The sequence below is a fragment of the Amycolatopsis ponsaeliensis genome (assembly GCF_030182635.1).
GTDB classification, from domain to species: Bacteria; Actinomycetota; Actinomycetes; order Mycobacteriales; family Pseudonocardiaceae; genus Amycolatopsis; species Amycolatopsis ponsaeliensis.
In genome coordinates, this window is sequence record NZ_JAPZLD010000024.1 from 113,919 (window position 1) to 135,610 (window position 21,692).

Below are 21,692 nucleotides of genomic sequence, written 5' to 3' on the forward strand. Positions count from 1 at the left end.
AGTTCGAACGGAGTCGCTGGACAGAACCATCCGCCGAAGCCTTGACGCGGTTGCCGGACCGGGAGCGGTGCGCGGCCGTGCTGTCGGAAGTCGAGGCCTACGCGGCGGCGGAGCTGCTGGGGCAGTTCGCACAGCTCGACCCGCTGGGTGCACTGAACCGGCTGGCCGCGCCCTGGCCGGTCGCATCTACAGCCGCCTCGGTGCCTGAGCACCCGAGACGCCGGCACAGTGAACGACACGAGACACGCGATGCCCACGCGACCGGAGATGTGGTGATCATGGCCAAGTTTGTCCAATGGTGATCCCGAGTGGGACCGGGTCATAGATCCAGGCGCGACAGCGCGGTCGGCCGAGGCCGCCGACGTCGAGCAACGCACGCTGATGCACCCGATCGCGGTCAGCTCCGCGGAGAGCGTCGTCGCCGAGGCTCGCGGCATGGGCTTGCTCGACGCCCAGGCAGACCGCGACAGCCGTCTCGCTGCACTCGCTGCCGTAGCCGCAGCGCAGGCCGACTTCGCGCGTCACGGTCGCGGCGATCGAGGAACTGCGCAACATCGCCCGAGCGACCACGACCGGCTGAACGGCCTCCTCGCACACTGCGCCGCGCCTGGAGGCCGTGGGACACCGCAGCGCGACGACCGGACCGACAGAACTGACACTCCAGCCTCAGGAAGACCCGTCCCCGCTGTCAATCCGAGACCGCACGGGCCATGGCACGAGACGATTCGGGAGCGGACCGATCGTCGGACAGCTTCGACGGGCCAGCAGCAGCCGCGGGACGCCACGGTGCGGGGTGTGGCATCGACCGCACCGAGCACCGCCGGGATGCTCCGGCGCCGAGCCGCGGCAAGCCGCGATAACGACGTTTCAGCCGGCGACCGCGACCACGTGCTTGCCGAGGACGCCGCCGCGTTCGAAAGCCTGGTGGGCCAACGCGATGTCCGCCAGCGGGTGGACGCTGTCCACGACCGGGCGCAGCGCGCCGGACCTGACGTAGCAGATCACCGGTACTGGTCGAGGTCGCCGCGATCACATTGCTCTCCAAACCCGCTCGTGCGAGCGGTGGTTGATCAGCAAACCAGCCGGCCTCTCCTTGCCGTCCAGCTTCTTTCGCCGCTGGGCCGGCCTGATGCAGCGAATTGCAAGTCATGCGGTTGCCGCGTTCCCGCCACGTGAAGTTCGTCCAGGCGGCCGGCCGCTTTCCAGTGGCGGAGGACTCTGCGGCCGTAGTTGTGGGTGTTGGCCACTCGGTCGAGTTCGGCGCCGGTCGGGGTTCTGCCGCGTGCTCGGTCCGTCGTGTAGTGCTCCCACATACGTTGCTCGGCGGTCGGTGCCGGATCGCCCGAGATGTCAGCGTGTCGCAGTCTCGGCTGAGTCTCAATCCAGCCACTGTGGACCCCGGCCGAGTGTCAGAAACTTGTTTGACCTCCTGTTCGTACGGTAGCGGCGATCTGCGCGATCCGTCCGGGAGGACGATCCGCGCAGCGTCCGTCCGGAACGATGCGATGGGGAGCGAGCAGACAGATGCGGCGAGTAACCTGCCTGGCGACGGTGATCACACTCGGGGGCTGCAGCAGCGGGTGCCGCAGTTGCAGTGTCCCGAGACTTGATTGCGACCAGGCGGCGAGGCAATCGATCACCAGGGCTGCGCCATCGGACAGCCACGCGACGTAGTCCGGCATACGCCGGCGGTCCCGGGCGCGATCATCCCAGCTCGGGCAGAACGGCGCGCGACGAGCGCGAACCAGGCCACCGGGAGCGCGCCGCCGACACCGATGAGCAGGTTCCCCAGGACAAGCCGGTTGATCGCCAGCATCGTGGGCAGGCAGTTGCACCTTGCGGCGCTGGGATCACGCCTTCGTACTGCCCGCCTCGGACCCGCGGCGCGGACGGGAGTATTCAAGGGCAGCTTTGCCGCACGAACGTTCCAGCCGGGCGCCGGATCGGCACGCGGGGCTCAGCGCCCCGGTTCGCCGAGCCCACCGGTGAGCCGCGGCGGATCGAACCGGACGTAGCGGCCCGCGCCGCCAAGTCCCGCTGCGGCTTCGTTGAGGCGACCCGGCTCGGCGACGTCACCCCAGCGGCCGGTCTCGATCCGCGACTCCAGTGCGTGCAGCGCCGCGATCGACTCCGCCTGCTGGAAAGCGCAGTGCCCGGTCCCATCGACGTAGGCCTGCCGAAGGGACGTTCCTCCGCCGGCGCGGTACACCTGCTTGCCGTACCAATCTTCCTGCTCCACGGGCACGAGCTGGTCGGCGGTGGTGTGGATGTCCAGGGTCGGCACCCGCAGGCGACCGGTCACCATCGAGGTGCGCGCCAACGTGCGGACGGCCTGCGGGTCCGGCCGGATGTCGGCATCGCGGGTCAGGGCCGTGAGATCCGCGTCCAGGTCGAGGCCGGCCGCCCGGTAGAGAGCTCGGACCTGCCGGGAGTGAGTACTGCCGTTCACCAATGCGCGATAGGCGACGCCCGCGGTGAACGACGTGTTCCCGCCGGCAGCGAGCTCGATCTGGTAACGCCCGGAGACGACGAACCCGAGCACCATCCGCGACAGTGCCTGCTGCTGTTGGACTTCCTGGCCCGCGTAGTCCGCAGGCGCGGGCGGCTCCGAACCGGTGAACCACGTCGGCTCGTTCATCAGGGCCGCGGCCAGCGCGATCCGCGCCTGGCCGGCGGGGGTGCTCTGGGCATCGGTGGCGATCTTCGTCAGAGCGGCGGCGGACGCGTTCGCTTCGTCCGGGCTCGCGAACCGGACCAGCTTGATGTTTTGCCCGGGTGCGAGCAGGTGGGCAAGCGCGTACTCGCCGTCCAGCTGGTAGTTGTTCAGGTTGAGACCGCCCGCGACGAGCCCGCAGGTGCTCAGCACCCCGTCGAGCCGGCCGCCCGCGTCTTCGGCTTCGAGCGCGCTCACGAGCCCGCCCATCGACGTGCCCCACGCGATCGTGCGCCGCGGGGGTCCGGTGAGCTGTTCCACGGCCGACAACGCGCCGAACTGGTCGCGAACGGCCGACGCGAGTGCCCACCACGACGGGCCGCTGTACGACGAACCGACGAGCGCGTACCCGCTGCCGAGCAACGCCTGCTTCGTCGCGTCGTCCGGTGCGTTCTGGGCGTTGAGCGGGCCGAAGCCGTGGCTGTAGAGGATCGTCGTCCCGTTCCAGGACTGCGGCACGTCGGCGGCCCAGGTGGCGCCGTCCCCCAGCCGGCCCGTGAAGTGCCCGCTCGTGGTCCCGGCTGCGATTCCCGCGGTCGAGCCGATCGCCACCACGACCGAACCGGCCAGCGCCAGTACACGGCCACACCACCTGCGCATGCTCATGGCGAGCAGCGTGGCACGCCTCCACGAATATGTACAGGTTTCCTGTACTTTTCTCCGAGATCAGTGCGAGGGCCGGTCCGACAGCGCCGCGTGACACGTGACGACGAACTCCCGGAAACGCGCTGCGTCGCGCGGATCCAAGAGCGAAACCATCCGCTGTTCGAGCGCGGCGACGTCGGCACCCACCCGGTCGAGGGCCTCCTCTCCGGGACCGGTCAGCCGAATCACCCGGCGCCGCCTGTCGCGCGGGTCACCCTGTCGCACGATGAAACCCCGTCGCTCGAGCGCGACCACCATGTCGGCCATCGCCTGGTCGGTGACGAACGAATTCCGGGCCAGTTCCGCCGTGGTGAGCCCGGACCGCCGTTGCAGCACGGTGAGCGCGGTGTACTGCAACGGCGTGAGCGCGACCGGACGGAGGACCTCGTCCAGCCGGGCCCGCACGGCGAGCTCGAGCTGCTTCACCAGGTACAGCAAGCCCGGCCCGGCCACGTCTGGGGAAGGTACTCGCGAAGACACCGGTCCATAGTGGCCGACGGCCGAGCTCCGCGACGCGGCAGGTCCCGGACGACCGTCTGCACGCTCACTACGACGTCGGGACAGGGCGCCGAAGTCTCTAAGAAGATCGACAGATGTGGTGCGCGGCCAGGTAACCGAAGACCAGCCCGGCTCCGATCTGGCACCCCGCCCCGGGGTACTCCGAGGCAGTCATCGACGTCGCGTCGTTACCGCAGGCGTACAGCCCCCGCACCGGATCACCGTGCCGGGCGAGGACCTGGGCGTTCGCGTTGATGCGGAGACCCAGCGTGGTCGCCAACGGTGTGGGGACCACCGCGATCGCGTAGAACGGCGGCTTCTCGATGGCCCCGAGGTTCACGTTGGGACGGTGCGCCTGATCACCGTACTGACGGCCGTAGGAGCTCTCTCCTTTGCCGAGTTCCTCGTCGACACCCGTGTGGGCGAAGTGGTTCGCCGCACCGACCGTGCTCTTCAGACCGTCCGGGTCGACGCGGATCGCCTCAGCGAGTTCTCCGATCGTCTGTCCGATGTGGAGATAGCCGTCCTCGATGTACTGGCGGAGAACACCCTCGCGTACCTGGGGACGGATCATGCCCAGTCCGTACCGCTTCAGCGTGTGCGCGTCGAGGATCAGCCACGCCGGGATCGCGTCCGCCGCTGCGTACATCGCCCGGACGAACCGGTGGTAGGACACCGACTCGTCCACGAACCGCCGGCCCGCCGCGGTCACCGCCACGATGCCCGGCTTGGCCCGATCCCAGATGTGCGGGAAAACCGCCGTGGACCCGTTCGCCCGGCGCCCGAGCGAACTGGGAAACCACAACGCGTTGTCGTCGCGCGGCTCGGCCAAAGCGCCGCCGACCGACCGGGCCAACGCGATGGTGTCGCCCGTGGCTCCTTCGGCCGCCGGCGTGAACTGCGGCGTCGGCGACGGCAGGTGCTCGGCGCGCAAGTCCGCGTTCGCCGGGAACCCGCCGCCGGCGAGGACGACGCCGCGGCGGGCCGTCACGCGCACCGGCTGCCCTCGGTGGGACACGACCGCACCCGTCACCCGACCCGAGGCATCGGTCGTCAGCTCGGTCGTGCGCGCGGTGAACCAGACGCTCCCGGAGCGGCGCGTGAGCTGGTCGTAGAGGGCGGCGACCAGCGCGTCGCCCATCGTCAGGCGCAACCCGCGAGAGTGGCGGAGACGATCGAACACCCACCTCGCGCCGAGGCGGAGGGCCAGTGCCGTCGCGCGTACCGAGCCGTCGAACACCTTCAGCAGCTGGTCGGCCTCGGCCCGGCGGACCATGAGCGTTCCGCCGAACAACGCGAGCTCCGGGATCGGCCACCGGACGCGGCCGAAACCGGCGAGCCGCCGGGCGTCGAACGTGTGCGGTTCCAGCGCCCGGCCGATTCCCGAGCCCGGCAGTTCCGGGTGGTAGTCGACCACCACCTTCGCCGAATGCCAGAACCGGAGCCCGAGCCGTTCGAAGTACTCGATCGCCTCAGGCCCGTGGCGCAGGTAGGACTCCCGCAGTTCGCGTGGCGCCCGGTCGCCGACGAGCGTGTCGAGGTACTGGCGTGCCTCCGCGAGGTCGGCAGCCGGGTCGGGCTGGCGCCGGTGCCCCGGGATCCAAGACGTTCCGGCCGAGTAGGCGCTCGTGCCGCCGAGCCACTCCGTCTTCTCCAGCACCAGCACCGAAAGTCCCTCGGCGGCCCCGGCGACGGCCGCCGCGAGGCCGGCCGCGCCGGAGCCGAGGACGAGCAGATCGACCGCGTGGCCGGTCACGCCTGGGCCGGCCACCCCGTCATGTTCATCGTTCTTTGCGCGGCCGGCCGCCGCCCGCTCCGGCACCTGGTCTGCCGGCTGCCCACCGCTCGATCTCGCCTCTGCGGTCGCGGGACCAGCCGGGGGTACGGCCGATGATGACGTCCGGCTCCGGGAAGGGGTGGGTGCCGACGTAGCGAGTGCGCCAGTTGGCGACGGCGCGATGCCCAATGCCGAACCAGGTGCCGATCTCGACCATGTCGACGTAGCGGTAGGTCGTGCCCGGCTCGGCCGGCGGGCCGTCCTCGACCTTGTGCTCGGCGGGCTCCACCGAGCGAAATTAGCAGGTCGCCGCAGCGAACCCCAGGTTCAACGCTTCGGGCGTGTCAGCTCACAACCGCTTGAGGAAGTCCAAGGCGCCAGCTGCCGCGAAGAGCCCATCGACCCGTTCGAGGAAGTGGGCGCGTCGCCGCTGAGCTTCGGCGGCCCAGTCCGGCTGGGTCAGGATGTCCCCGATGTACAGGACGATCCGGGGTCCGAGCTGCCAGATCAGGCTGTTGACCGCGGTCGCGGCGACGGCGAGTTCGTCGATGTCAGCACCGAACCAGATCATGTCCGCAGGGTCCAAGCCGCGGCCGCGGATCGTCTCGGCGGCCACCCGAAAGAGACCGCCGGTGCCGACGGTGTCGTCGCAGAACGACTGGCCGGGCCGGATGTCATCCAGCGCAAGCGCGGTCAGGGCGCGAGCGACATCGCCGGGTGTGTACATCTGCGCATTGACCTTGGCGTTGGCCGGTGCCCGCAGCGCGCCGAGGACCGGCCCGAGTAAATCAGCGGTGTAGCGGCGGTCGGTGGCGATCAGGTCGAGCTGACTGGCGTCCAGGGCCGCGTCGGCTATCCGCTTGATCCGGGCGCGCAGCTGCTGGTCGGTGTCGTCGAACAGCCAGGTCAGGAGGGGGTGCACCCAGGCGGCCAGGTCCGGTCGCAGGTGAAGCGTCACCGCCCAGGTATAGCGGGCCATGGCGACGAACTCTTCGGGCGACTGATCCCGCAGCACCTGCGCGAGTTCCGGGCCGCGCTGCGCGTTCATTCCGGCCATCGCGATGGTGGCCACCACGCCCAACGCCACCTCGGGTCGCGCAGGTCCGCTGCCTTTGTGCCAGGCCTCGGCGACGTCTACAGCGATCTTCAGGGCGTGGCATTCCGCGTCAATGGGCGAATGGGAGTGCGACCTTCGTGTTCGGTGCTTCGGATCGTTCACGGTGATCCCCTTCGGATAAACCTTGTTGACTTTGTACTCCAGGTTATCTAGCGTAAATCGCGAGTACTTCGTACACAAGGTTTACGGAGGACACCTGATGAGCCAGCCAGCCAATTCACCCGTCTGGGAACCACCTCCCCCGCGGCAGCTGCCGACGCTGCGCTCGCACCTAGCCGAACACCTGCATTCCGAGCCGGCGCACCTGCTGACGACAGCGGCACTGCGGGCAGGCCGCGGAACGATCCGCCCGGACACCGGCCCCGAGCTCGGCGCCGCGCTCCTGCTCGAGGACGAGCATCAGCGGCTGTGCCACGCGCAGCTGTTCTACGTGACGCCCGACATCACGACACTGATCCGGCAGGCAGCGCCGAGCCTCAAGGAGGAGTGGGGCATCCAGCCGCATGACGTCCCGGCGCGGACCGGGTTCATGGTGTTCGCGGAACCGATGGCCGAGTACGTCCGCGACGACGGTGTGCGCATCGATATCGTCGCGGTGTCGTGGGGCGAGACCGACCTGCTCTCCAGCTCGACCGGCGGGCTGTGGGTCACGTTCTGGAGCGTCACGGACTTCGCTGCCCTCCGCCGTCTCGCGCGTGCCGCCGGAGCGAACCCGCGGGAAGCCGACGTCATGGCCCGGTCACAACGAGCGGAACTGACCTGGGACAACGAGGTCTACATGCCATGGGGTGCCGGACGTCCGGACGTGCCGGACCCCGGAGACGGTGTGCGCGCAGTCGACCCGCGACGAATCGCCGCCGCGAAGACAACTCTCGAATGGCTGCAAACCGTGCACGCGGCGTGGATCTTCTGCACCCCCAACGCGCTCGCCGAAACGACTGAGGAACATCTGCCGCGCACGCAGCGGATCCGCGCGGAGCGCGTCGGACACAACGCCACGCCGGTCCGAGTGGTCTCCGTGAGCCGCAAACGCGTAAGAAGCTCGCCAAGGTCGGGAGAGCCCAGCGGTCGCACCGTCAGCGTCCGGTTCCCGGTCGCGCCGTTCATCCGCAACCAGGCTTACGGGCCGGGACGGCAGTTCCGCCGCTTGACACCGATCGCGGGCCACTGGCGTGGACCCGCTGATGCACCAGTGCGAATCTCCAAGACGGTCAACCTCGTCGACACGCCCGTCGATCGGCGTCCGGCACCATGACGAATTCTGCGTCCCGTGTGGACATCCAACCTTGTCCCGGGTGCGAAGTCGTGGTGAATTACCCGCACCGACCCGGATGCGACGTCGCCCGATGCTTGCAGACAGGTTTGCAGCGACTGGGATGTCTCGACGATCATGATTGCGGCAGTGACCGATGGAGCGGTTCCTGGCCCGGCGAGGACGACTGCCGCACGCTGGGGTGGCTACTGCCCTCCGGCTTTCCCGACCTAAACCGGCTCTACGCGCAAGCCTCCTGGGATCCAGCCCATCATCACTGGTTCGCATCGGAGGGTTAGGCGCGCAGGTCCGGCGTAAGGTTGATCGGCAGCCACGGCTCCTCGATACCCAAGTCGGCCCGCGCTGCCTCGACGAACGCCGTGATCGCCCGGTCGAGTGCGCGGCGCGCGGCGTCGTCCTCCGCGCGGGCCGGTCCCTCGACTGCGCCGCCGAAACTCGGTCGGCTGCGAGCTTGGATGGCCTGCGCACTGGCCACGAGACGGCGACCCGCGGTGACGAGCCGTTCCAACGTGGCGTTGATCTTCTGGTCGCTGAAGAACGCCACCTGCACGGCCGCGTCCTCCAGCGCCGTAAGCAGCGGCGCAGGATCAACCGGGCGCCGCCCGCGCCACACCGGCGAGTGAACGAGCTGATAGGCCGTGGCGGCGATCGCGGGAAACAGGGCGCCTTTGCGCTGCAACACGAAGTAGCGCGCGGTGCCATCGGGTGCGGCGGTCATCAGGGCAGGTCGTAGCCGAGGTTCTCGGCGACGTCGTCGACGAAGTCCTCGCCGGCCACGCCGGGCTTGCGGTCCTGCACATCCCACGCGGCGTCTTCGACGGCGTCGCCGCCTTCGGTGAAGGCGTCCGCGACGAGGTCGACCAGTGCGCGCGCCTGGGCCTGGTCCAGGTCGAAGCGCTGGGCCGCGGCGGTCGCGGCGTGGTCGAGGTCGTTCTCGGCGTAGTCGTCCATGTCGTCTCCGATCGCCGGCTACCGTTACCGGAGACATGTCCTGGGTCATGACGCGTTGATGCACGGCGAGGCCAGCGCGCCGGCCGCGACCACCACCGCGACCATCGCCGGCCCCATCGGCACCTGACCGTCCCGAACCCGGTACCTCCCAGCGGCAACACCGACGAGACCGGCCAGAGCCGTCAGCAGGTAGGTCGCGACGAGGCCGCCGAGCAGCCAGCTCCACCCCAGCCGGCCGAGCACGGCACCCACGCTGACGGCCAGCTTGACGTCACCCGGACCCGGCTGCCCGCTCAGCACGTACGACAGCAGCAGCAAGCCGAAGCAGAGACCGCCACCGGCGACGATGCGGCCCCACTCGCCGGGCGTGCCGACGACCAGCGCCGTCACGGTCAACGCAGCGAGCGGCAAGCTGAGCCGATCCGGGATCCGGTGCTCAATCGCATCAACGACGGCGATGGGCACGCCGAGCAGCAGGAACGCCACACCGGCGCTGACCAAGGGCCGCTCCCACAACGCCACCCCCGCTCCCACTCCCCCACTCAGAACGACCACGGTCACGGCACGCCGCCACGTCAGGACCGTCGTCGCAGTCCAGCGCAGCAAGAGAACGGCGGCCGGGCTGCAGACGGCTCCGGCACTGAAACCGACGATCAGCCGCAGCACCACGCTCATCGGTCGCCGCCTCGGCGACACGGGCTGAGCACGAGACGGACTTCAGCACCTCGCCACGCACCGACGTCACCCGCGGCAGCTCGGTGGTAGTGCCAGCCGGGATGGTTCGAGCTGGCCAGCGACCGGCGGCACCGGCACGGCTCGGCCCGCCACCACCCGGCATGAAGAATCTTCAGCCGGACGCCGCCGGGCGTACCGGCAACCCGGCAAGCGAGCGCGGCCTTCGCTCGGCTGACGATCTCGCCGAGAGACGTACCGTGGACGAGCAGGTGACCGTGCGCCTCGTGGTGGTCGACGACCCACTCCACCATCTCCAGCTGCGGGACCGGCCCGCTGACCTTGTGCATCCCCACCACCGCCCCGCCGTCGTTGAAAGACATGGGTCCAGGGCTCGGCGATGGATTCAGTCGTGGTCGAGTGCGTCGATCTCGGCGCGCTGTGCGGCAGTCAGGGTGGTCATCCAGGTGTCGAAGTCCTGCAGCACCGCCAGCTGAGGACCGTGCGCGGGCTGGACGTGTGCACGCTGCCCGGTGACGAGGTCGAGCACCACGCGCCGCCCGTCCTGCCGAGCTGTGGTGACGTGCAGGGCACGGCGGCGGACGATCGCAAGGTCGAACGCCGGCAGGCCCGAGCCCGAGCCGGCCGCGGTGACGATCGGGCGGATCCAGATCACGCCAGGGTCGTCGTCCGGGCGCGCGTGGCGGGCGAGGGCGGCGCGGAACACTTCTTGGTCCTCGTCGAACACGGCGAGTTCTGCGCCGGGAATGTCGTCCCCGGCCTCGTCGCCGCGTCCGGTGAGCAGATCGTCCAGGCAGGCGATGAGCTGTGCGGGGGAGAGCTGTCGGCTGTCGGTCATATGGTCACGACCTCCTCGATCGGTTTGCCGGCGATCGTGGTGACGCCCTTGGCCAGCAGCATCATGCGGATCTCATCCCGTTGGGCCTTGCTGCCGCAGAGGATCCGACTGGGGCCTTGGGGACCGAGCAGGTCGATGCCGTCGGCGAACATGACTTCGTTGCTCACGCTGGTAAAGGTCGCGATCTTGAACGGGTCGCGCGTGGCCTTCGATACCGAGTGGCTGCCAGCAGGGTTGACCGCGCCGTAGGTGTCTGCATTGGCGCCGTAGTAGTCGGCGCGGGCGAGCAGCCGCTCCGGCTGATCCCACACCAGGCTCGGCTCCGACGCGAGCGACGAGGTCTTGCGGACGCGCAGGAACACCGAGCTCGCCCCGCCGCTGAGCTTGTCTGCTCCTTCGCTCATGCCGACGCCCTGGTGCGTTCCCATCGTCGTGCGGCGCTCGGTCGAGGCCAGCACCCCCGTGGCCAGCATCGCCTTCAGCCCGGACCCCGACGTCTTGTGCACCAGCGAACGGCCGGCGACGGCACCCTTGAGCTTCACGAATGAGTTGCCGACATCGAACCTGCTCCAGGTCAGCCAGCCAGCCGAACGCTGCGGCGCCGGGTCGTAGCCGGGACTGCCGGCCAGCGCGGCGCCATCTGCGAAGCCGGCGGCCTTGGCGACCGCATCGCGCAACACCTGCACCTTCGCCGGCAAAGCACGGGTGTGGGCTTCGAGCTGAATACCCTTGGCGAAGCCGACCAGCTGCGCATCGGTCATCCCAACAGCTTCGTGGGCGCGTTCGTAGAAGATCTCCTGGCGGACCATCTCCTCGAGGTGCTCCCCCGTCACCTGCGCCGCGGCAACCTCGGCGTGCTTGCCCAGGCTCTGGGCGGTGACGTTGGCGGTCAGGTAGCTGTACTCGCCTTCGTCGCGGGTCATGGGGCGGTTGGCCAGGTTCAGTTGTCCGAGGCGTCGGACAAGCTCGGGGCCATGGCCCTCGCCTGCGGGCGCGATGACCTCGAGCCGGCCCCGCAGCGAGTACTCGGTCTTCGCCGGGTCGTTGACGCTGTAGGGGCGGTAGACGGCCTGGAACCCGTCGCCGAGGTCGATCGCGTACTCCTTACCCAGCACGTTCGTCACGCGGGCACCGTCCCAGCTGGCCTGGCCGGTCGTGGTGTCCAGCTTCGGCTTGATCCGGGTGGCGTCCCGCAGCACCGCGACCGCGCTATCGCCGGACGCTTCGGGCGGCAGGGCCGGCACCATCACCGTGACCAGGGCCGTGCCCTCATGCAGGAACGGCGCGACATGGTCGATCGACTCGCCTGTCGCAGCGGCGTGCTGCACGGCCTCAAACCGGCCGACGTAGTAGTCGAGCATGGCCTGTTCCACGGGGGTCGGCGTGGCACCGAGGTCGGCCGCGAGCCCTTCGATCGCCGTCTTGGCGGCGTCGATCTTCTTCGCGGTCGTCACCGGTGCCGCGGTCTGCGCGTCGAGGGTGCCGTTGGTGATGTGGTGGTTGACGCTCTTGGCCGCGGTGATGATCCTCTCGGCGAGATGGTGCTGCTCGTCGACCGGCAGCCGCCCGGTGACCTGCTGCTCGACCTGCATCGGGACCATCGCGGGGCTGATGTTGAGCGCGTCCAGCAGCTTGGCGTCCGCGTCCTCGTCGACGCGGGCGTGCAGCACAATCCGCGGACCGTTGCTGCTGTGGTAGCTGACCAGGGTCGCGGTGGAGGCGAGCAGGTCGGCGCCACCGACCAGGACCGGCTCCCCGTACGCGTGGCCGACATCGGGAGTCAGCGGGACCGGGGTGACCGGCAGCTGCCCCGGCTCGACCTCGAGTGGCTCGTCGACGGAGACGAGCTTCGGCACGTCGTCGACCGGGGCGGGTTCGGCCTCGAGCGTGGTGTCGGATGGCGCGATGGCATAGGGGGTGTGGGTGGTTTTGGCGTTGGTGCCCATCAGCTCTTGCCGAGGTGCTGCAGGGCGACGGCGGACGAGATCTTGACCTCGTCGGTGAAGAATTTCACGAAGTCGCGGCGCAGGTTCTTCTTGCGTTCGACGGCGTAGTCCAGAAAGGACTCGGCGATCTGGCTCGAGGTGACCGCGGATTCAGCGATGCCGTGGGTTTTCGCCGCCCGGGCGCGCATCGGCGCCACCCATGTCACGTCCTGGCTCGCGCCGGCGTAGGCGGTGGTGTGCAGGGTGGCGCGCCACTCGGCGTCGGGGACGGACTCGAGCCGGCGGATGACCGAGTGCGCGACGGCCGGGTTGACCTGCACGCCCTTGCCGAGCGTGCCGGCCAGGTGCGCGTCGTAGATCTGGTGGTAGACCGCCGTGGTGCTCGGGCGGTAGCCGAGGGCGAGTTTGTCGCGGCCGAAGTTCTTGAACGCCTGGCCCTGGTCGATCGGCACCAGTCCGCCGGCGGGGGTGCGCAGGACGTTGCCGTGGTGGGCGTCGTGGTTGCCCAGCGCCCAGCTGGTGACGTGCAGCCGGACGACCTCGTCGACGTCGGCCTGCGACCAGGTCGCCGGCGTGCCCGACATCGGCTTCGCGCCGGGCAGCAGCGGTTGCACGCTGACCGGGTTGCCGCCGACCTTGGTCGCGTAGACCGGCACCGCGGGAAGCCCCGCTCGTGCCGCGAGCCGTGACGCTGCGGTCTCAGCTTGGGTGATGGCGCCGGCGTGGGGCTTGCTCTCGCTTTTGGCGATCCAGGTCGTGCCGTCGGGTCCGGTGTGGAGGGTCTTGGGATGGGTGCCACCAAGGTTCGCCGGCTGCCCCGTCCCGAAGTCCCAGGCCGCGACAGCTGCGGGATCGAGCGGCTTGGGGACGGCGGCGTGTGCGGCTTGGGCGTGCTGCAGGGCGGCGACGAGCTGCGCGTGCTGCATCCCGAACCGGCTTCGCGGCTTGCCCATCACCGGCGAGGCGACCACTGGTTTCGGCTGTGCAGGCGTCGCCTTCAGCGTGCTCTTGATCGCGCCGACGTCGGACGCCGACGCGCTCAGGTGCCCCTGCAGCAGCTTCCCGAGCGTCGCCTTGGTCGCAACGCCAGCTTCCGCGGCGGTCGCGACGCCGCTGGCAACGACGAACTTCCGGAGGTCTGCGACTTTCTGCTCGTCGGCCCAGGCGAGCACCTTCGACTGGCCGGCTTGCAGCGCGGCCTGGTGAACTGGTGCGGGGTCAAGGGTGTTCCAGGTCGCGGCGGCCGCGTGAACCTCGGCGATCGCGCGCACCTGCTGAACCAGAGCGCCGGCCTTCGCCGCGTCGAGAGGTTCGGCGAGGACGGTGGAGACTTCTCCCGCACAGGCCTTCGAGTTGGCCAGCATCGCGGACCGTTCGGCGACGACGCCACTAATCTCCTCCCGCTCGCCGGCCGGTGTCGACGCCCGCAGCAGCTGCAGCACCTGGTGGGCGCCCAGGATTTGCAGCTGGTCGTCGCTGATCTTCCCGCCAAGCACGGCGGTCGCGACCGCCGTGCTCAACTGTGCCGCGGTGACGGTGCTGAGCAGGTGGTCGACCTGGTGGCGAGCTGCGGCGGTCGCGGCGCTGAAGTCGTCGGCCAAAGCGGGGTTCTGTGCGGTGGCGATCTGGTTTTCCCAGTGCAGCAACAACGCGATCTTGTCCGGCGCGGTGGCAAAGCCTTGTTTGGCGACGATCGCGGCGACGGTGTCGAAGTCCGTCTGTACCTCGGTGAGCTCAGCTGCGGTGGCCGGCCAGCCCTCGAACCCTGGCGGTAGCGCCGCGGCAGCGGCCGAGATGTTCCATTCGCTGATCGTCTTGCCGTTGAGCGTCTCCCCTGCGCACAGCGCGGCGTGACGGGCGTGGGCGAGAGCTTGGATCTTCTTCTTGGCTTCGCTGCCGGCCGGGGTGGAGGGGTCCAGCCACACCGCCAGCGGATGGGGCGCCTGCCCGGCGATCCCGATCAGCTCCGGGTGCTCGAACCCGGCCGTCGCGGCGATCTCGGCGAGTTCCTCGGGGGTCAGGCCGGCCAGGTACTCAGCCGTGAGGACCTGCAGCTGCTGGTGATACGGCCCGGCCGCGGTGTCGGAGACCTGGCTCTCAGCGGCAAGCGCGGCACCAACCGCCGCGGAGAACAAGCAGTAGCCCTCGACCGGATTGTCGGGGACGTCGATGGCCGGCGGTCCGTGCGGGTCGTCCGGGTCGATGCCGCCCTGCACGATGCCGGCGACGAACTTGAGGTTCTCCTCCGCGGTGTCCGCGGGCTCCTCGGTGTGCGCGCAGACCGCCGCGAAGTGCTGCAGCAGCGCGTCATCGCCAGCGATCGGCGCGAAAGTCTTCGGGCCAGCCGGAGCGACGGCATAAGGGGCGTGGCCGGTCTTCGCGTTCGTTCCCATCGCAGCGCCCGACGGCTAGCGTGCCGACCCGAGGACGTCGTCGACCTGCGCCCGCACCGCGGCCTCGAGCGTCGCGTCTGGCACGGACGGCTCGACCTCCGCGGCCGCGGCAACGGCGGTCTCCGCCCAGAACGGCATCCGCTCGACGACCTCCAGTGGGCTGGCGCCGGCGAGGCGTTCACGCCAGATCCGCCCGGCTTCGCGCTCGCGCGGGATCCACTCGACGAAGCTCTCCGTCGTCTCGATGCCGAGGACTCCGACCGCGGTGATCGCGGCGCCGTACTCGAGTGACCAGCCCAGCAGGACCCACAGGCGCATCAGCTGCCTCCCCCGGTGGTGACGGACTCGTGCGGGAACAGCGACGCCATGTAGCGGACCGACTGGGCGAAGGCGTCCGGGATACGCGCGTGGACGTCCCGGCGGCCGTCGGCGGTCATCACAGCGCCGTGCAGGGCGTACTGCGCGGGGTTCTGGCTGATCACGACGAGACGCTCGCCGAACAGCTCGAGCGCAGTCTCGATCCGATCCCGCCGCGACAACCCGGTCAAGACCACGACCAACGTCGGCGGGAGGTTCTCGGCCAGCCAGTGCAGACCCGGCAGCACCCAGCTCTGCCAGTTGGTGTTCTCCCGCACGGTCTGAACGTTGACCGCAACCGCCGCCGACCCGGTCTCGACGACCCAGTCGGTCAGACGGCGCAGGTCCTCGAGCCGGTACCAGTACAGGTTCGGCACGGTCGGGATACCGGCGGCGGCGAACTCGGCGGCGATGATCAGCGAGCGACGCATGTTGATCAAGTGCTCGGCGCGGGGCCAGTTGCCGTAGATCGAATAGTTCGGCGCCAGCACCAGCCCAAACCGCAGGCCGGCGATCCGGGCGATCAGGTCGTCACGGTGGCGGGCAGTCCAGAACGCCTCGACGAGCGGGTCCTCGCCGTATCCGCTGAGGACGGTCAGCGTGGTGTCGGGGACTTCGAGAATCTCGGCGGCGGCCCGGCCGTCGCTCCAACGCGGGTAGAGCGTGTGGGTGCGGGGAGAAAACACCCGCCGCAGCCCAACCGCGTACGCCGGCCACCGGACGACCGCGTCGAGCTCGGCGACGCTGGACCCGTCGACCTGCGGAACGAACGACGGCATGGATGCCGGCAGCGGCGTGGTGACGGTGAGGTCGTCGAATTCCAGGGTGCCGCCGACGTCGCGCATCCAGGCGTCGATGTCGGTGCGGGAGCCGCACCGGATCGGGCACGCCCGGCAATCCGACCGGGCGCAGCCGCAGTACGCGCAGTCGGAGTTGCACCCGGAGCACAGCGGCGCGATGGCGATCGCTGGTTCTGCGTCTGTGTACCAGGGGCAGCGCCGGCAGTCGCAGCGCGTGGCCGGTGCGCTGGGCATGCCGAGAAAGGTGGTCATGCGGCTACTCCCTTGTGGACGGCGTCGCCGAGCTGATCCAGCAGCAGCGCGACCGAGCCGCGATCGTGCTCGCCCAGCTCCGCGCCCTGGACCAGCGCGAGAAGCAACTGGCGCAGGGCGGCGAGAGCGCGCTCGACGAGCCGGGCGTCGACGCCGACGACCTGCGCCTCGGGCTTCGCGCGGAGCTTGTCCGCACGGGCGGCGTCGGCTTGCTCCTGAACTCGCTCGGCCTCGACCAGCGCTTGCTCCGCGCCCAGCTCTTTGTCGGCAGTGGCGGCAGCGATCGCGGTCGGCAGCAGCCGGGTGCGGCCGGTCTTCTTCACCGCGGCCCAGATGTCCGCGGCGGCTTGCTCCCGGCCGCGGCGCAGCTCGACGAACCGGATCCGGGTGTGCAGGGACACCTTCGCCTCGTCCATCTCCTCGGCGACCTCGCGCGGCATCTCGGCGAACGCGCGCACCAGCTCGCGGGCCTTGCGCGGGCTCAGCTGCAGGCCGAGCCGGGTCAGGACCTCGGCCCACGGCGCAGCCGAGCGCTTGTCGGTCCCGCGGATACGTTCCATCGCGGCGAAGCGCGCCATCGGATCGTCGATGGCATAGACCTCCGCGGGGACGGCGTGGCCGCCAGCGAGGAGCTTGCCCAGCAGGACGGCGCAGCGATCCAGCACCAGCGCGGCAGCGAGCTCGCCCGGGCGCAGACTCTCCCGGGCGAGGTTCTCGACCAGCTGCCAGATCCGCCGTTCCTCGTCCGACAGCGGACCCGGGCACACGACGGCGGGCAGCGCGGCGAAGTGCGGGTTGTCCGGCCGATGCACCGCACCCCAGCGGCAGGCGCGCAGCCGCCGCTCCCCCGCCGCCAGCTTCATCGCCGGATGCGACCCGTCACCCGCGTCGACCTCCTCGACCAGCACCGGCTGCAGCACGCCGACGCTGGCGATCGAGGAGATCAGGTCCGCGAGATCCGCCGGCGTGGTGGCATCGCCCGGTAGCCGGCCCTGCAGGTCGGTGAACGGCGTGCCCTCGCCGCGCAGCGGCAGCAACGCGAACCGGCGCTGCCGCAGCCGCGGTGACAGCCCGAACTGCGCCACGACCTCGATCGGCGCCTCGGTCATGACAGCCTGCCGAAGACGGTCACCCACCGTGGGTCGCCGAGCAGTGGCATCGTCACCGGCGCCAGCGGGCCGTGCTGTACGAGGCGGGGCAAGGTCGTCGCGACCAGGTCGACCCGGCCCGCGGCGGTGCTCACCACGGGCATGGCCTGGGCGTGGGCGCGCAGGTCGGCGAGCCGGCGCTCGAGCACGGACGGCTCGGCGCCGGACAAGACGACCACGACGCGCGGAAACCGCGGGTAGCGCTCCCGCCAGGCCAGTCGCTGGCCGGCCCCTGCTGGGGCGTGGTCGTGGTAGCGGATGTAGCCGACCAGCTTGCGGGCCAGCCGCGCGACCGGCATCGTCGCGCGGTCCAGCTCGACGAACAGCGTCCGCTGCGACCGCCGTCCGGCCTCGTCCAGGACGTAGTGCAGGACGGCGTCGGCGATCACGACCCCGCGCCGGTCTCCCGTCCGGTCACGGAACTGGTGGGCGACCTCCGGAGTCCAGGACAGCGGCCCGCACTCGTGACCGCGTTCCCGGGCGGTTTCGACGAACGCGAGACCCGTCTCGACGACGTCGAGGGTGTGCTCCTGCAGCAAGTGCGCGACCGCAGTACCCGGCAGCCGGTAAGCCCGAGCATCCACCGTCCCGGCCGCCTCCACAGACTCGGCGCCGGCCGGGGTGACATGCCACGTGCGGGGCCGATGCTCCCGCGTGATCCGGTCCGCCAGGCCTGCGTGGCGCAGGCCGGCGAGCTTCGCGCGCAGGGTGACCGGGGACAGCGCCGGGGCAACCAGACGTCGGACTTGCTCCGTGGACATCAGCCGGTGCCAGTAGAGAACGGTCAGGGCATCGCGCTGGACGACGTCAAGGTCCATCCCGGTCACTCCACGCTCGAAGTCAGGTCGATACCGGCGCCGCTACCCCGCGTCGGCGGACGCCCGCGTCTTGACTGCGGCGCCGGCTGCGCGGTCTGCAGGGCGTCGAGGATGCGGTCGTCCAGGTCCTCGAGCTCGTCGAGCACTTCACCGATCGGGCGGCGTGCGAGGTTGGCGTCGAGAGCCTGGTCGACGGCGTCGTTCCATTCGGGGTGGAAGTGCTCGGCGAACTCGTCGTCGACGTGCAGGCCGCGGATCTTGAACGGCGTCGTGCGCTGCCCGCCGAGGGTGACCGTGACGACGTGGTGGAACTGCTCCAGCTCAGTCACCGTCGCCGGCTGCACCAGCCCCCCGAACTCGCGGGCAACGGTGCGGGCGCCGTCGATCGCCGCGGCGGAGGTCATCAACAGCGACTGGTTCTGCAGCAACGCCCGCCGCGTCTCCGCGGCGAGCCGGTCGAGCATCTGGTTCATCGCGTGCAGCGCGACCCGGTACTTGCGCAGCTGCTCGAGGATCGCCGCGAGGTAGCCGCGGGAGGCGCCGTCGACCGCGGCGAGCTCGTCGACGAACGCGTCGCACCTGCGCCGCTGCTCCACCGGGGTGTCCGCGCGGGAGCGGCCGGCGCGGAACAGGTCGTAGATCATGAACGAGGTGATCAGCTTGTTCGTCTCGCCCGTGCCGGTAGTGCAGACGAACACGATCCGGCCGGTGTCCATGGCCTTCCGGACGTCGTAGGTCGTCACCGAGGAGCCGAGGAACGCCGAGAGGGTGGGGCTGGTGCGCAGCCGGTTGATGATGTTGGTGACGACCGTCGTCGCGTCCGGAGCCAGCTTGGGGAACGAGTCGGTCCAGTACCTGCGCACCGACGGCTTCAGCACCGGGAGGATCGACTCCCGCCAGGTCTCGTCGTCTAGCAGCGTCGGGATCTGGAAGATCGTCGGCGCACAGTCGGCCGGGACCCGCATCGCGAGATAGCAGAGCGCTTCGCAGGCCTTGGTGAGGATCGACTTCGCCCGCGGCGCCGCGTCACCCCACCCGAGCGCGGCGGCGAACGAGGTCACGACCGCGTCGACGCGGTCCTCGATGTCGGACTCAGTGAAGCCCTGCATGCTCAGCGGGTTCCAACCGGGCAAACGCTTGCCCCGGCCGCGGACGTCGAGGTTGACCTCCCACAGCCGCGCCCGCAACGCCGGATCGGACAGGTAGGGCTTGGCGCGTTTCCAGCCGTCAGCGTGCGGGTCGAGGAACCAAACCCCACCGTCGAGTCGAGCGACCTCGATCGCCTGCGCCAAGGCTTCCTCGGTCTTCCCGAACCCGGCCTTGCCGAAGCGCGCGGAGAACAGCAGCTCTCGCAGGGGCACGCCGACCAGTCGCTCGTCGCCGTTGACGTCGGTGACGTATCCGAGTCGCACCAGTCCCGTCCCCGGTTGGTAGGTCGGAATTTCCCGGGGTGCCGGGAGCACCCAGCCGCGGCTGCGGGCGATCGCCGGTGACTGGCAGCGCCCGGACGGCGGTTTCAACAGGCCGGCGATCTCGCTGGTCGTCACCAGCGATCCCGGCCGCGGCTTCGCCAGCCCGGTCCGGAAGCGGCGGTCGAACCGTCGGCGCACCAGCAGGGTGTCCGCGCCGAAGTGCCAGCCGAGAACCCGCGGGCCGCGGACCCGCCAGTAGTTCTCGCCGCGGAAGATGTCAAACGCCCCGATCACGCTGCGCAGGTGCGCCTGCGCCCGTCCCGGGATTTCCGAGACACAGCGGATCAGGACCTGGATGGCGAACACCGGCTCGTCGGTCACGAACTTGTTCGTCACTCGTTGAGGGGACGGTGTCGCATTTCGTGGACGCCCGCTGACCTGCGTGCGCGCGATCGGTAAAAATTCTCCGAGCAGTTCCGCGGCAAGGTCGGCGACTACGCCGAACGGCCTCATACCGTTTCTGCCGGAATGTGGCGCAGCGCGACGAGCCAGGTGTCGGATACGCGCCGGCGTCAGTGGGATGAGGTCAAGGCAGACCTGCACCGATTCACCGAGATCCGTCCGGACGTCACCCAGCGCGTTCGCCAACGTCTGCAGTGGATCGTCCGGCCGGATAGGCAACGCATGCAACGGAAGATGACCAGGCCGTGCCAAGACGAGCTCCGCCCGAGCTACATGCAGATCCGGCTGCGGCAGCTGACGGTGCACGGCGGGTTCTCCTCCCATGAACGACAACATTGATGGTTCGCACCACCAGTCACGGGAAGTGCCGGACGGTTTTGATGCAGTCGACGATGAGGGTGAATCTCCTTTCTGGCGACACTGTGGATACACTCGGCCGAAGGACGTCGCGCATTGTGCAACGCGGCACAGCTCGCGTTCTTGGTCGCACACCCACCCCGAGGAGCATTCAATGGCCCAGAAAGTGCTCGTCGAGATCCTCGACGACATCGACGGCAGCGCCGCCACCCAGACCGTGCAGTTCGGTCTTGACGGCGTGACCTACGAGATCGACCTCTCCGACGACAACGCCGCCGCCCTGCGCGACGAACTCGCCCGGTTCATCGGGGCCGGACGACGCATCGGCGGCCGCCGGGTCCGCGTCGCGACCGGCCAGTCGACGGCGCCCACCGCGTCAGACCGCCAGCGCAACCAGGAGATCCGCGCCTGGGCCAACGCGAACGGCTACGAAGTCTCCGAGCGCGGACGGCTGTCCTCCGAGGTGGTTTCCGCCTACGAGCAGGCCAAGGTTGCCGAGGCGGAGGCACCGGCGCCGCGAAAGCGCGCTCCGCGCAAGAAGACCGCCGCCTGACGCTGACCGCGGTGGCCAGCAGATCACTGGGGAGAGATCACCGCTGTCGTCCCGTCGGCGGCGAGGAGACATCACCCTCGTCTCCGACGGAGGACGCTTCACCCTCGGACGTCGCGCGTCGGATCTCGACGTCGGGGTAGACGAGCTTGTTGAGCACGCCGGTCACCGACTCGCGCCCCTCCACGCTCATCACCATCTTCCCGAACTCCGGGTCCGTGCTGAACCGGATCCGCACCCCGACCACCGACGGCGGCACCCACCCGTGCACCGGCCGCACCCGCCCGAGCTGGTGCGCGAACCCGACGACGGCTTGCGGCGACGGATCGAAGCCGGCGGTCGGCAGGAGGTCGAACCGGACACGGGAGCGGAGGTGGTGGGAACGAAGGTGTCGGTGGAGGACGAAGACCGCGATCAGGATCGCGACCGCGGCGGTGGTCACCCACCAGACCGCGCCGCTCGTGAGGACGTCGCCCAGACGGAGCGCCTTCGGCGCGCTGTGTCCCAGCATGGCCTGGCGGCCATGCGTGCCGGGGAACATGTCGGCATTAAGAGCCAGGTCGAAAAATCGCTTCTGGCCAGGGGAAGCGTGTTGCTGACCGGCAGACGCGAACGCGCTGCCAACGCTAGGTCCAACGATCATTCCAGTCCAGCTCGTCGACCCCATGGCGACCTGATCTTGCGAACTTGCT

Annotated in this window: 22 protein-coding genes; 3 read left to right on the forward strand and 19 right to left on the reverse strand. The window is 69.8% G+C overall.

Features of this window, described 5'->3' with window-relative positions:
• The first annotated feature begins 77 nt into the window (after positions 1-77).
• The gene (locus QQ657_RS31845) at positions 78-302 is read left to right on the forward strand and encodes a hypothetical protein (protein ID WP_284745972.1); all 225 of its coding nucleotides are present in this window, start codon (positions 78-80) and stop codon (positions 300-302) included.
• A 565-nt stretch (positions 303-867) separates the two neighbouring features.
• Here the strand turns inward: QQ657_RS31845 and QQ657_RS31850 are convergent.
• The 6 genes from QQ657_RS31850 to QQ657_RS31880 all read right to left on the reverse strand — a co-directional run bounded on the left by QQ657_RS31850 (position 868) and on the right by QQ657_RS31880 (position 6,852).
• Positions 868-1,005, reverse strand: a complete 138-nt coding sequence (locus QQ657_RS31850; RefSeq protein ID WP_434056802.1) for a zinc-binding dehydrogenase — start codon at positions 1,003-1,005, stop codon at positions 868-870.
• 952 nt (positions 1,006-1,957) lie between these two features.
• A complete protein-coding gene (locus QQ657_RS31860) occupies positions 1,958-3,319 on the reverse strand; it encodes an alpha/beta fold hydrolase (protein WP_284745973.1) in 1,362 nt (453 codons plus the stop codon).
• A gap of 60 nt (positions 3,320-3,379) precedes the next feature.
• A complete protein-coding gene (locus QQ657_RS31865; RefSeq protein ID WP_284745974.1) occupies positions 3,380-3,811 on the reverse strand; it encodes a MarR family winged helix-turn-helix transcriptional regulator in 432 nt (143 codons plus the stop codon).
• A gap of 124 nt (positions 3,812-3,935) precedes the next feature.
• The gene (locus tag QQ657_RS31870) at positions 3,936-5,627 is read right to left on the reverse strand and encodes an FAD-dependent oxidoreductase (protein ID WP_284745975.1); all 1,692 of its coding nucleotides are present in this window, start codon (positions 5,625-5,627) and stop codon (positions 3,936-3,938) included.
• Positions 5,628-5,637: 10 nt separating this feature from the next.
• Positions 5,638-5,922 carry a hypothetical protein gene (locus QQ657_RS31875; RefSeq protein ID WP_284745976.1) on the reverse strand — a complete coding sequence of 95 codons (285 nt, stop codon included), beginning with the start codon at positions 5,920-5,922 and terminating at the stop codon, positions 5,638-5,640.
• A gap of 60 nt (positions 5,923-5,982) precedes the next feature.
• Entirely contained in the window at positions 5,983-6,852 is an 870-nt protein-coding gene (locus tag QQ657_RS31880; protein ID WP_284745977.1) for an N-6 DNA methylase, read from the reverse strand.
• A gap of 97 nt (positions 6,853-6,949) precedes the next feature.
• Between QQ657_RS31880 and QQ657_RS31885 the strand changes: the two genes are divergently transcribed.
• A complete protein-coding gene (locus QQ657_RS31885; RefSeq protein ID WP_284745978.1) occupies positions 6,950-8,005 on the forward strand; it encodes a hypothetical protein in 1,056 nt (351 codons plus the stop codon).
• A 292-nt stretch (positions 8,006-8,297) separates the two neighbouring features.
• On the opposite strand, the gene QQ657_RS31890 is transcribed toward QQ657_RS31885, so the two are convergent.
• Genes QQ657_RS31890 through QQ657_RS31945 form a run of 12 tightly spaced genes read right to left on the reverse strand, consistent with a single transcriptional unit; the run spans position 8,298 to position 20,027 of the window.
• Positions 8,298-8,741, reverse strand: coding sequence for a hypothetical protein (locus QQ657_RS31890; RefSeq protein WP_284745979.1), 444 nt, complete (start codon positions 8,739-8,741; stop codon positions 8,298-8,300).
• A complete protein-coding gene (locus QQ657_RS31895) occupies positions 8,741-8,974 on the reverse strand; it encodes a hypothetical protein (protein WP_284745980.1) in 234 nt (77 codons plus the stop codon). Before QQ657_RS31895 ends, QQ657_RS31890 begins: the two co-directional genes overlap by 1 nt.
• 45 nt (positions 8,975-9,019) lie before the next feature.
• Positions 9,020-9,649, reverse strand: coding sequence for a prepilin peptidase (locus tag QQ657_RS31900; protein ID WP_284745981.1), 630 nt, complete (start codon positions 9,647-9,649; stop codon positions 9,020-9,022).
• Complete coding sequence (locus QQ657_RS31905) at positions 9,646-10,029, reverse strand: hypothetical protein (RefSeq protein WP_284745982.1); 384 nt, start codon at positions 10,027-10,029, stop codon at positions 9,646-9,648. The genes QQ657_RS31900 and QQ657_RS31905 overlap by 4 nt, the downstream gene beginning before the upstream one ends.
• A 23-nt stretch (positions 10,030-10,052) precedes the next feature.
• Entirely contained in the window at positions 10,053-10,505 is a 453-nt protein-coding gene (locus QQ657_RS31910) for a hypothetical protein (protein WP_284745983.1), read from the reverse strand.
• Entirely contained in the window at positions 10,502-12,451 is a 1,950-nt protein-coding gene (locus tag QQ657_RS31915; RefSeq protein WP_284745984.1) for a hypothetical protein, read from the reverse strand. The genes QQ657_RS31910 and QQ657_RS31915 overlap by 4 nt, the downstream gene beginning before the upstream one ends.
• Positions 12,451-14,844, reverse strand: a complete 2,394-nt coding sequence (locus QQ657_RS31920) for a hypothetical protein (RefSeq protein ID WP_284745985.1) — start codon at positions 14,842-14,844, stop codon at positions 12,451-12,453. The genes QQ657_RS31915 and QQ657_RS31920 overlap by 1 nt, the downstream gene beginning before the upstream one ends.
• Positions 14,845-14,859: 15 nt before the next feature.
• Positions 14,860-15,162: a hypothetical protein gene (locus QQ657_RS31925; RefSeq protein WP_284745986.1), complete on the reverse strand. Its 303-nt coding sequence runs from the start codon at positions 15,160-15,162 to the stop codon at positions 14,860-14,862.
• On the reverse strand, positions 15,162-16,253 hold the full coding sequence (locus QQ657_RS31930) for a DUF4417 domain-containing protein (RefSeq protein ID WP_284745987.1): 1,092 nt from the start codon (positions 16,251-16,253) through the stop codon (positions 15,162-15,164). The genes QQ657_RS31925 and QQ657_RS31930 overlap by 1 nt, the downstream gene beginning before the upstream one ends.
• On the reverse strand, positions 16,250-17,362 hold the full coding sequence (locus QQ657_RS31935) for a ParB/RepB/Spo0J family partition protein (protein ID WP_284745988.1): 1,113 nt from the start codon (positions 17,360-17,362) through the stop codon (positions 16,250-16,252). Before QQ657_RS31935 ends, QQ657_RS31930 begins: the two co-directional genes overlap by 4 nt.
• On the reverse strand, positions 17,359-18,219 hold the full coding sequence (locus QQ657_RS31940; protein WP_284745989.1) for a replication-relaxation family protein: 861 nt from the start codon (positions 18,217-18,219) through the stop codon (positions 17,359-17,361). Before QQ657_RS31940 ends, QQ657_RS31935 begins: the two co-directional genes overlap by 4 nt.
• A 5-nt stretch (positions 18,220-18,224) precedes the next feature.
• Positions 18,225-20,027, reverse strand: a complete 1,803-nt coding sequence (locus QQ657_RS31945) for a type IV secretory system conjugative DNA transfer family protein (RefSeq protein ID WP_284745990.1) — start codon at positions 20,025-20,027, stop codon at positions 18,225-18,227.
• Between the two features lie 577 nt (positions 20,028-20,604).
• On the opposite strand from QQ657_RS31945, the gene QQ657_RS31950 reads away from it, so the two are divergent.
• Positions 20,605-21,003 (forward strand): histone-like nucleoid-structuring protein Lsr2, encoded by a 399-nt coding sequence (locus QQ657_RS31950; protein WP_284745991.1) that lies wholly within the window; start codon positions 20,605-20,607, stop codon positions 21,001-21,003.
• Positions 21,004-21,040: 37 nt separating this feature from the next.
• Here QQ657_RS31950 and QQ657_RS31955 read toward each other — a convergent pair whose 3' ends face one another.
• The gene (locus QQ657_RS31955) at positions 21,041-21,541 is read right to left on the reverse strand and encodes a hypothetical protein (protein ID WP_284745992.1); all 501 of its coding nucleotides are present in this window, start codon (positions 21,539-21,541) and stop codon (positions 21,041-21,043) included.
• Positions 21,542-21,692 lie beyond the last annotated feature (151 nt).

Excerpts from the sequence above, each read along its gene's own strand:
- QQ657_RS31895 (WP_284745980.1), bottom strand. The coding sequence starts at position 8,974 with ATGGACGACTACGCCGAGAACGACCTCGACCACGCCGCGACCGCCGCG.
- QQ657_RS31900 (WP_284745981.1), bottom strand. The coding sequence starts at position 9,649 with ATGAGCGTGGTGCTGCGGCTGATCGTCGGTTTCAGTGCCGGAGCCGTC.
- QQ657_RS31950 (WP_284745991.1), top strand. The coding sequence starts at position 20,605 with ATGGCCCAGAAAGTGCTCGTCGAGATCCTCGACGACATCGACGGCAGC.
- QQ657_RS31955 (WP_284745992.1), bottom strand. The coding sequence starts at position 21,541 with ATGTTCCCCGGCACGCATGGCCGCCAGGCCATGCTGGGACACAGCGCG.
- QQ657_RS31940 (WP_284745989.1), bottom strand. The coding sequence starts at position 18,219 with ATGGACCTTGACGTCGTCCAGCGCGATGCCCTGACCGTTCTCTACTGG.
- QQ657_RS31910 (WP_284745983.1), bottom strand. The coding sequence starts at position 10,505 with ATGACCGACAGCCGACAGCTCTCCCCCGCACAGCTCATCGCCTGCCTG.
- QQ657_RS31930 (WP_284745987.1), bottom strand. The coding sequence starts at position 16,253 with ATGACCACCTTTCTCGGCATGCCCAGCGCACCGGCCACGCGCTGCGAC.
- QQ657_RS31905 (WP_284745982.1), bottom strand. The coding sequence starts at position 10,029 with ATGTCTTTCAACGACGGCGGGGCGGTGGTGGGGATGCACAAGGTCAGC.
- QQ657_RS31885 (WP_284745978.1), top strand. The coding sequence starts at position 6,950 with ATGAGCCAGCCAGCCAATTCACCCGTCTGGGAACCACCTCCCCCGCGG.
- QQ657_RS31925 (WP_284745986.1), bottom strand. The coding sequence starts at position 15,162 with ATGCGCCTGTGGGTCCTGCTGGGCTGGTCACTCGAGTACGGCGCCGCG.
- QQ657_RS31860 (WP_284745973.1), bottom strand. The coding sequence starts at position 3,319 with ATGAGCATGCGCAGGTGGTGTGGCCGTGTACTGGCGCTGGCCGGTTCG.
- QQ657_RS31915 (WP_284745984.1), bottom strand. The coding sequence starts at position 12,451 with ATGGGCACCAACGCCAAAACCACCCACACCCCCTATGCCATCGCGCCA.
- QQ657_RS31920 (WP_284745985.1), bottom strand. The coding sequence starts at position 14,844 with ATGGGAACGAACGCGAAGACCGGCCACGCCCCTTATGCCGTCGCTCCG.
- QQ657_RS31890 (WP_284745979.1), bottom strand. The coding sequence starts at position 8,741 with ATGACCGCCGCACCCGATGGCACCGCGCGCTACTTCGTGTTGCAGCGC.
- QQ657_RS31935 (WP_284745988.1), bottom strand. The coding sequence starts at position 17,362 with ATGACCGAGGCGCCGATCGAGGTCGTGGCGCAGTTCGGGCTGTCACCG.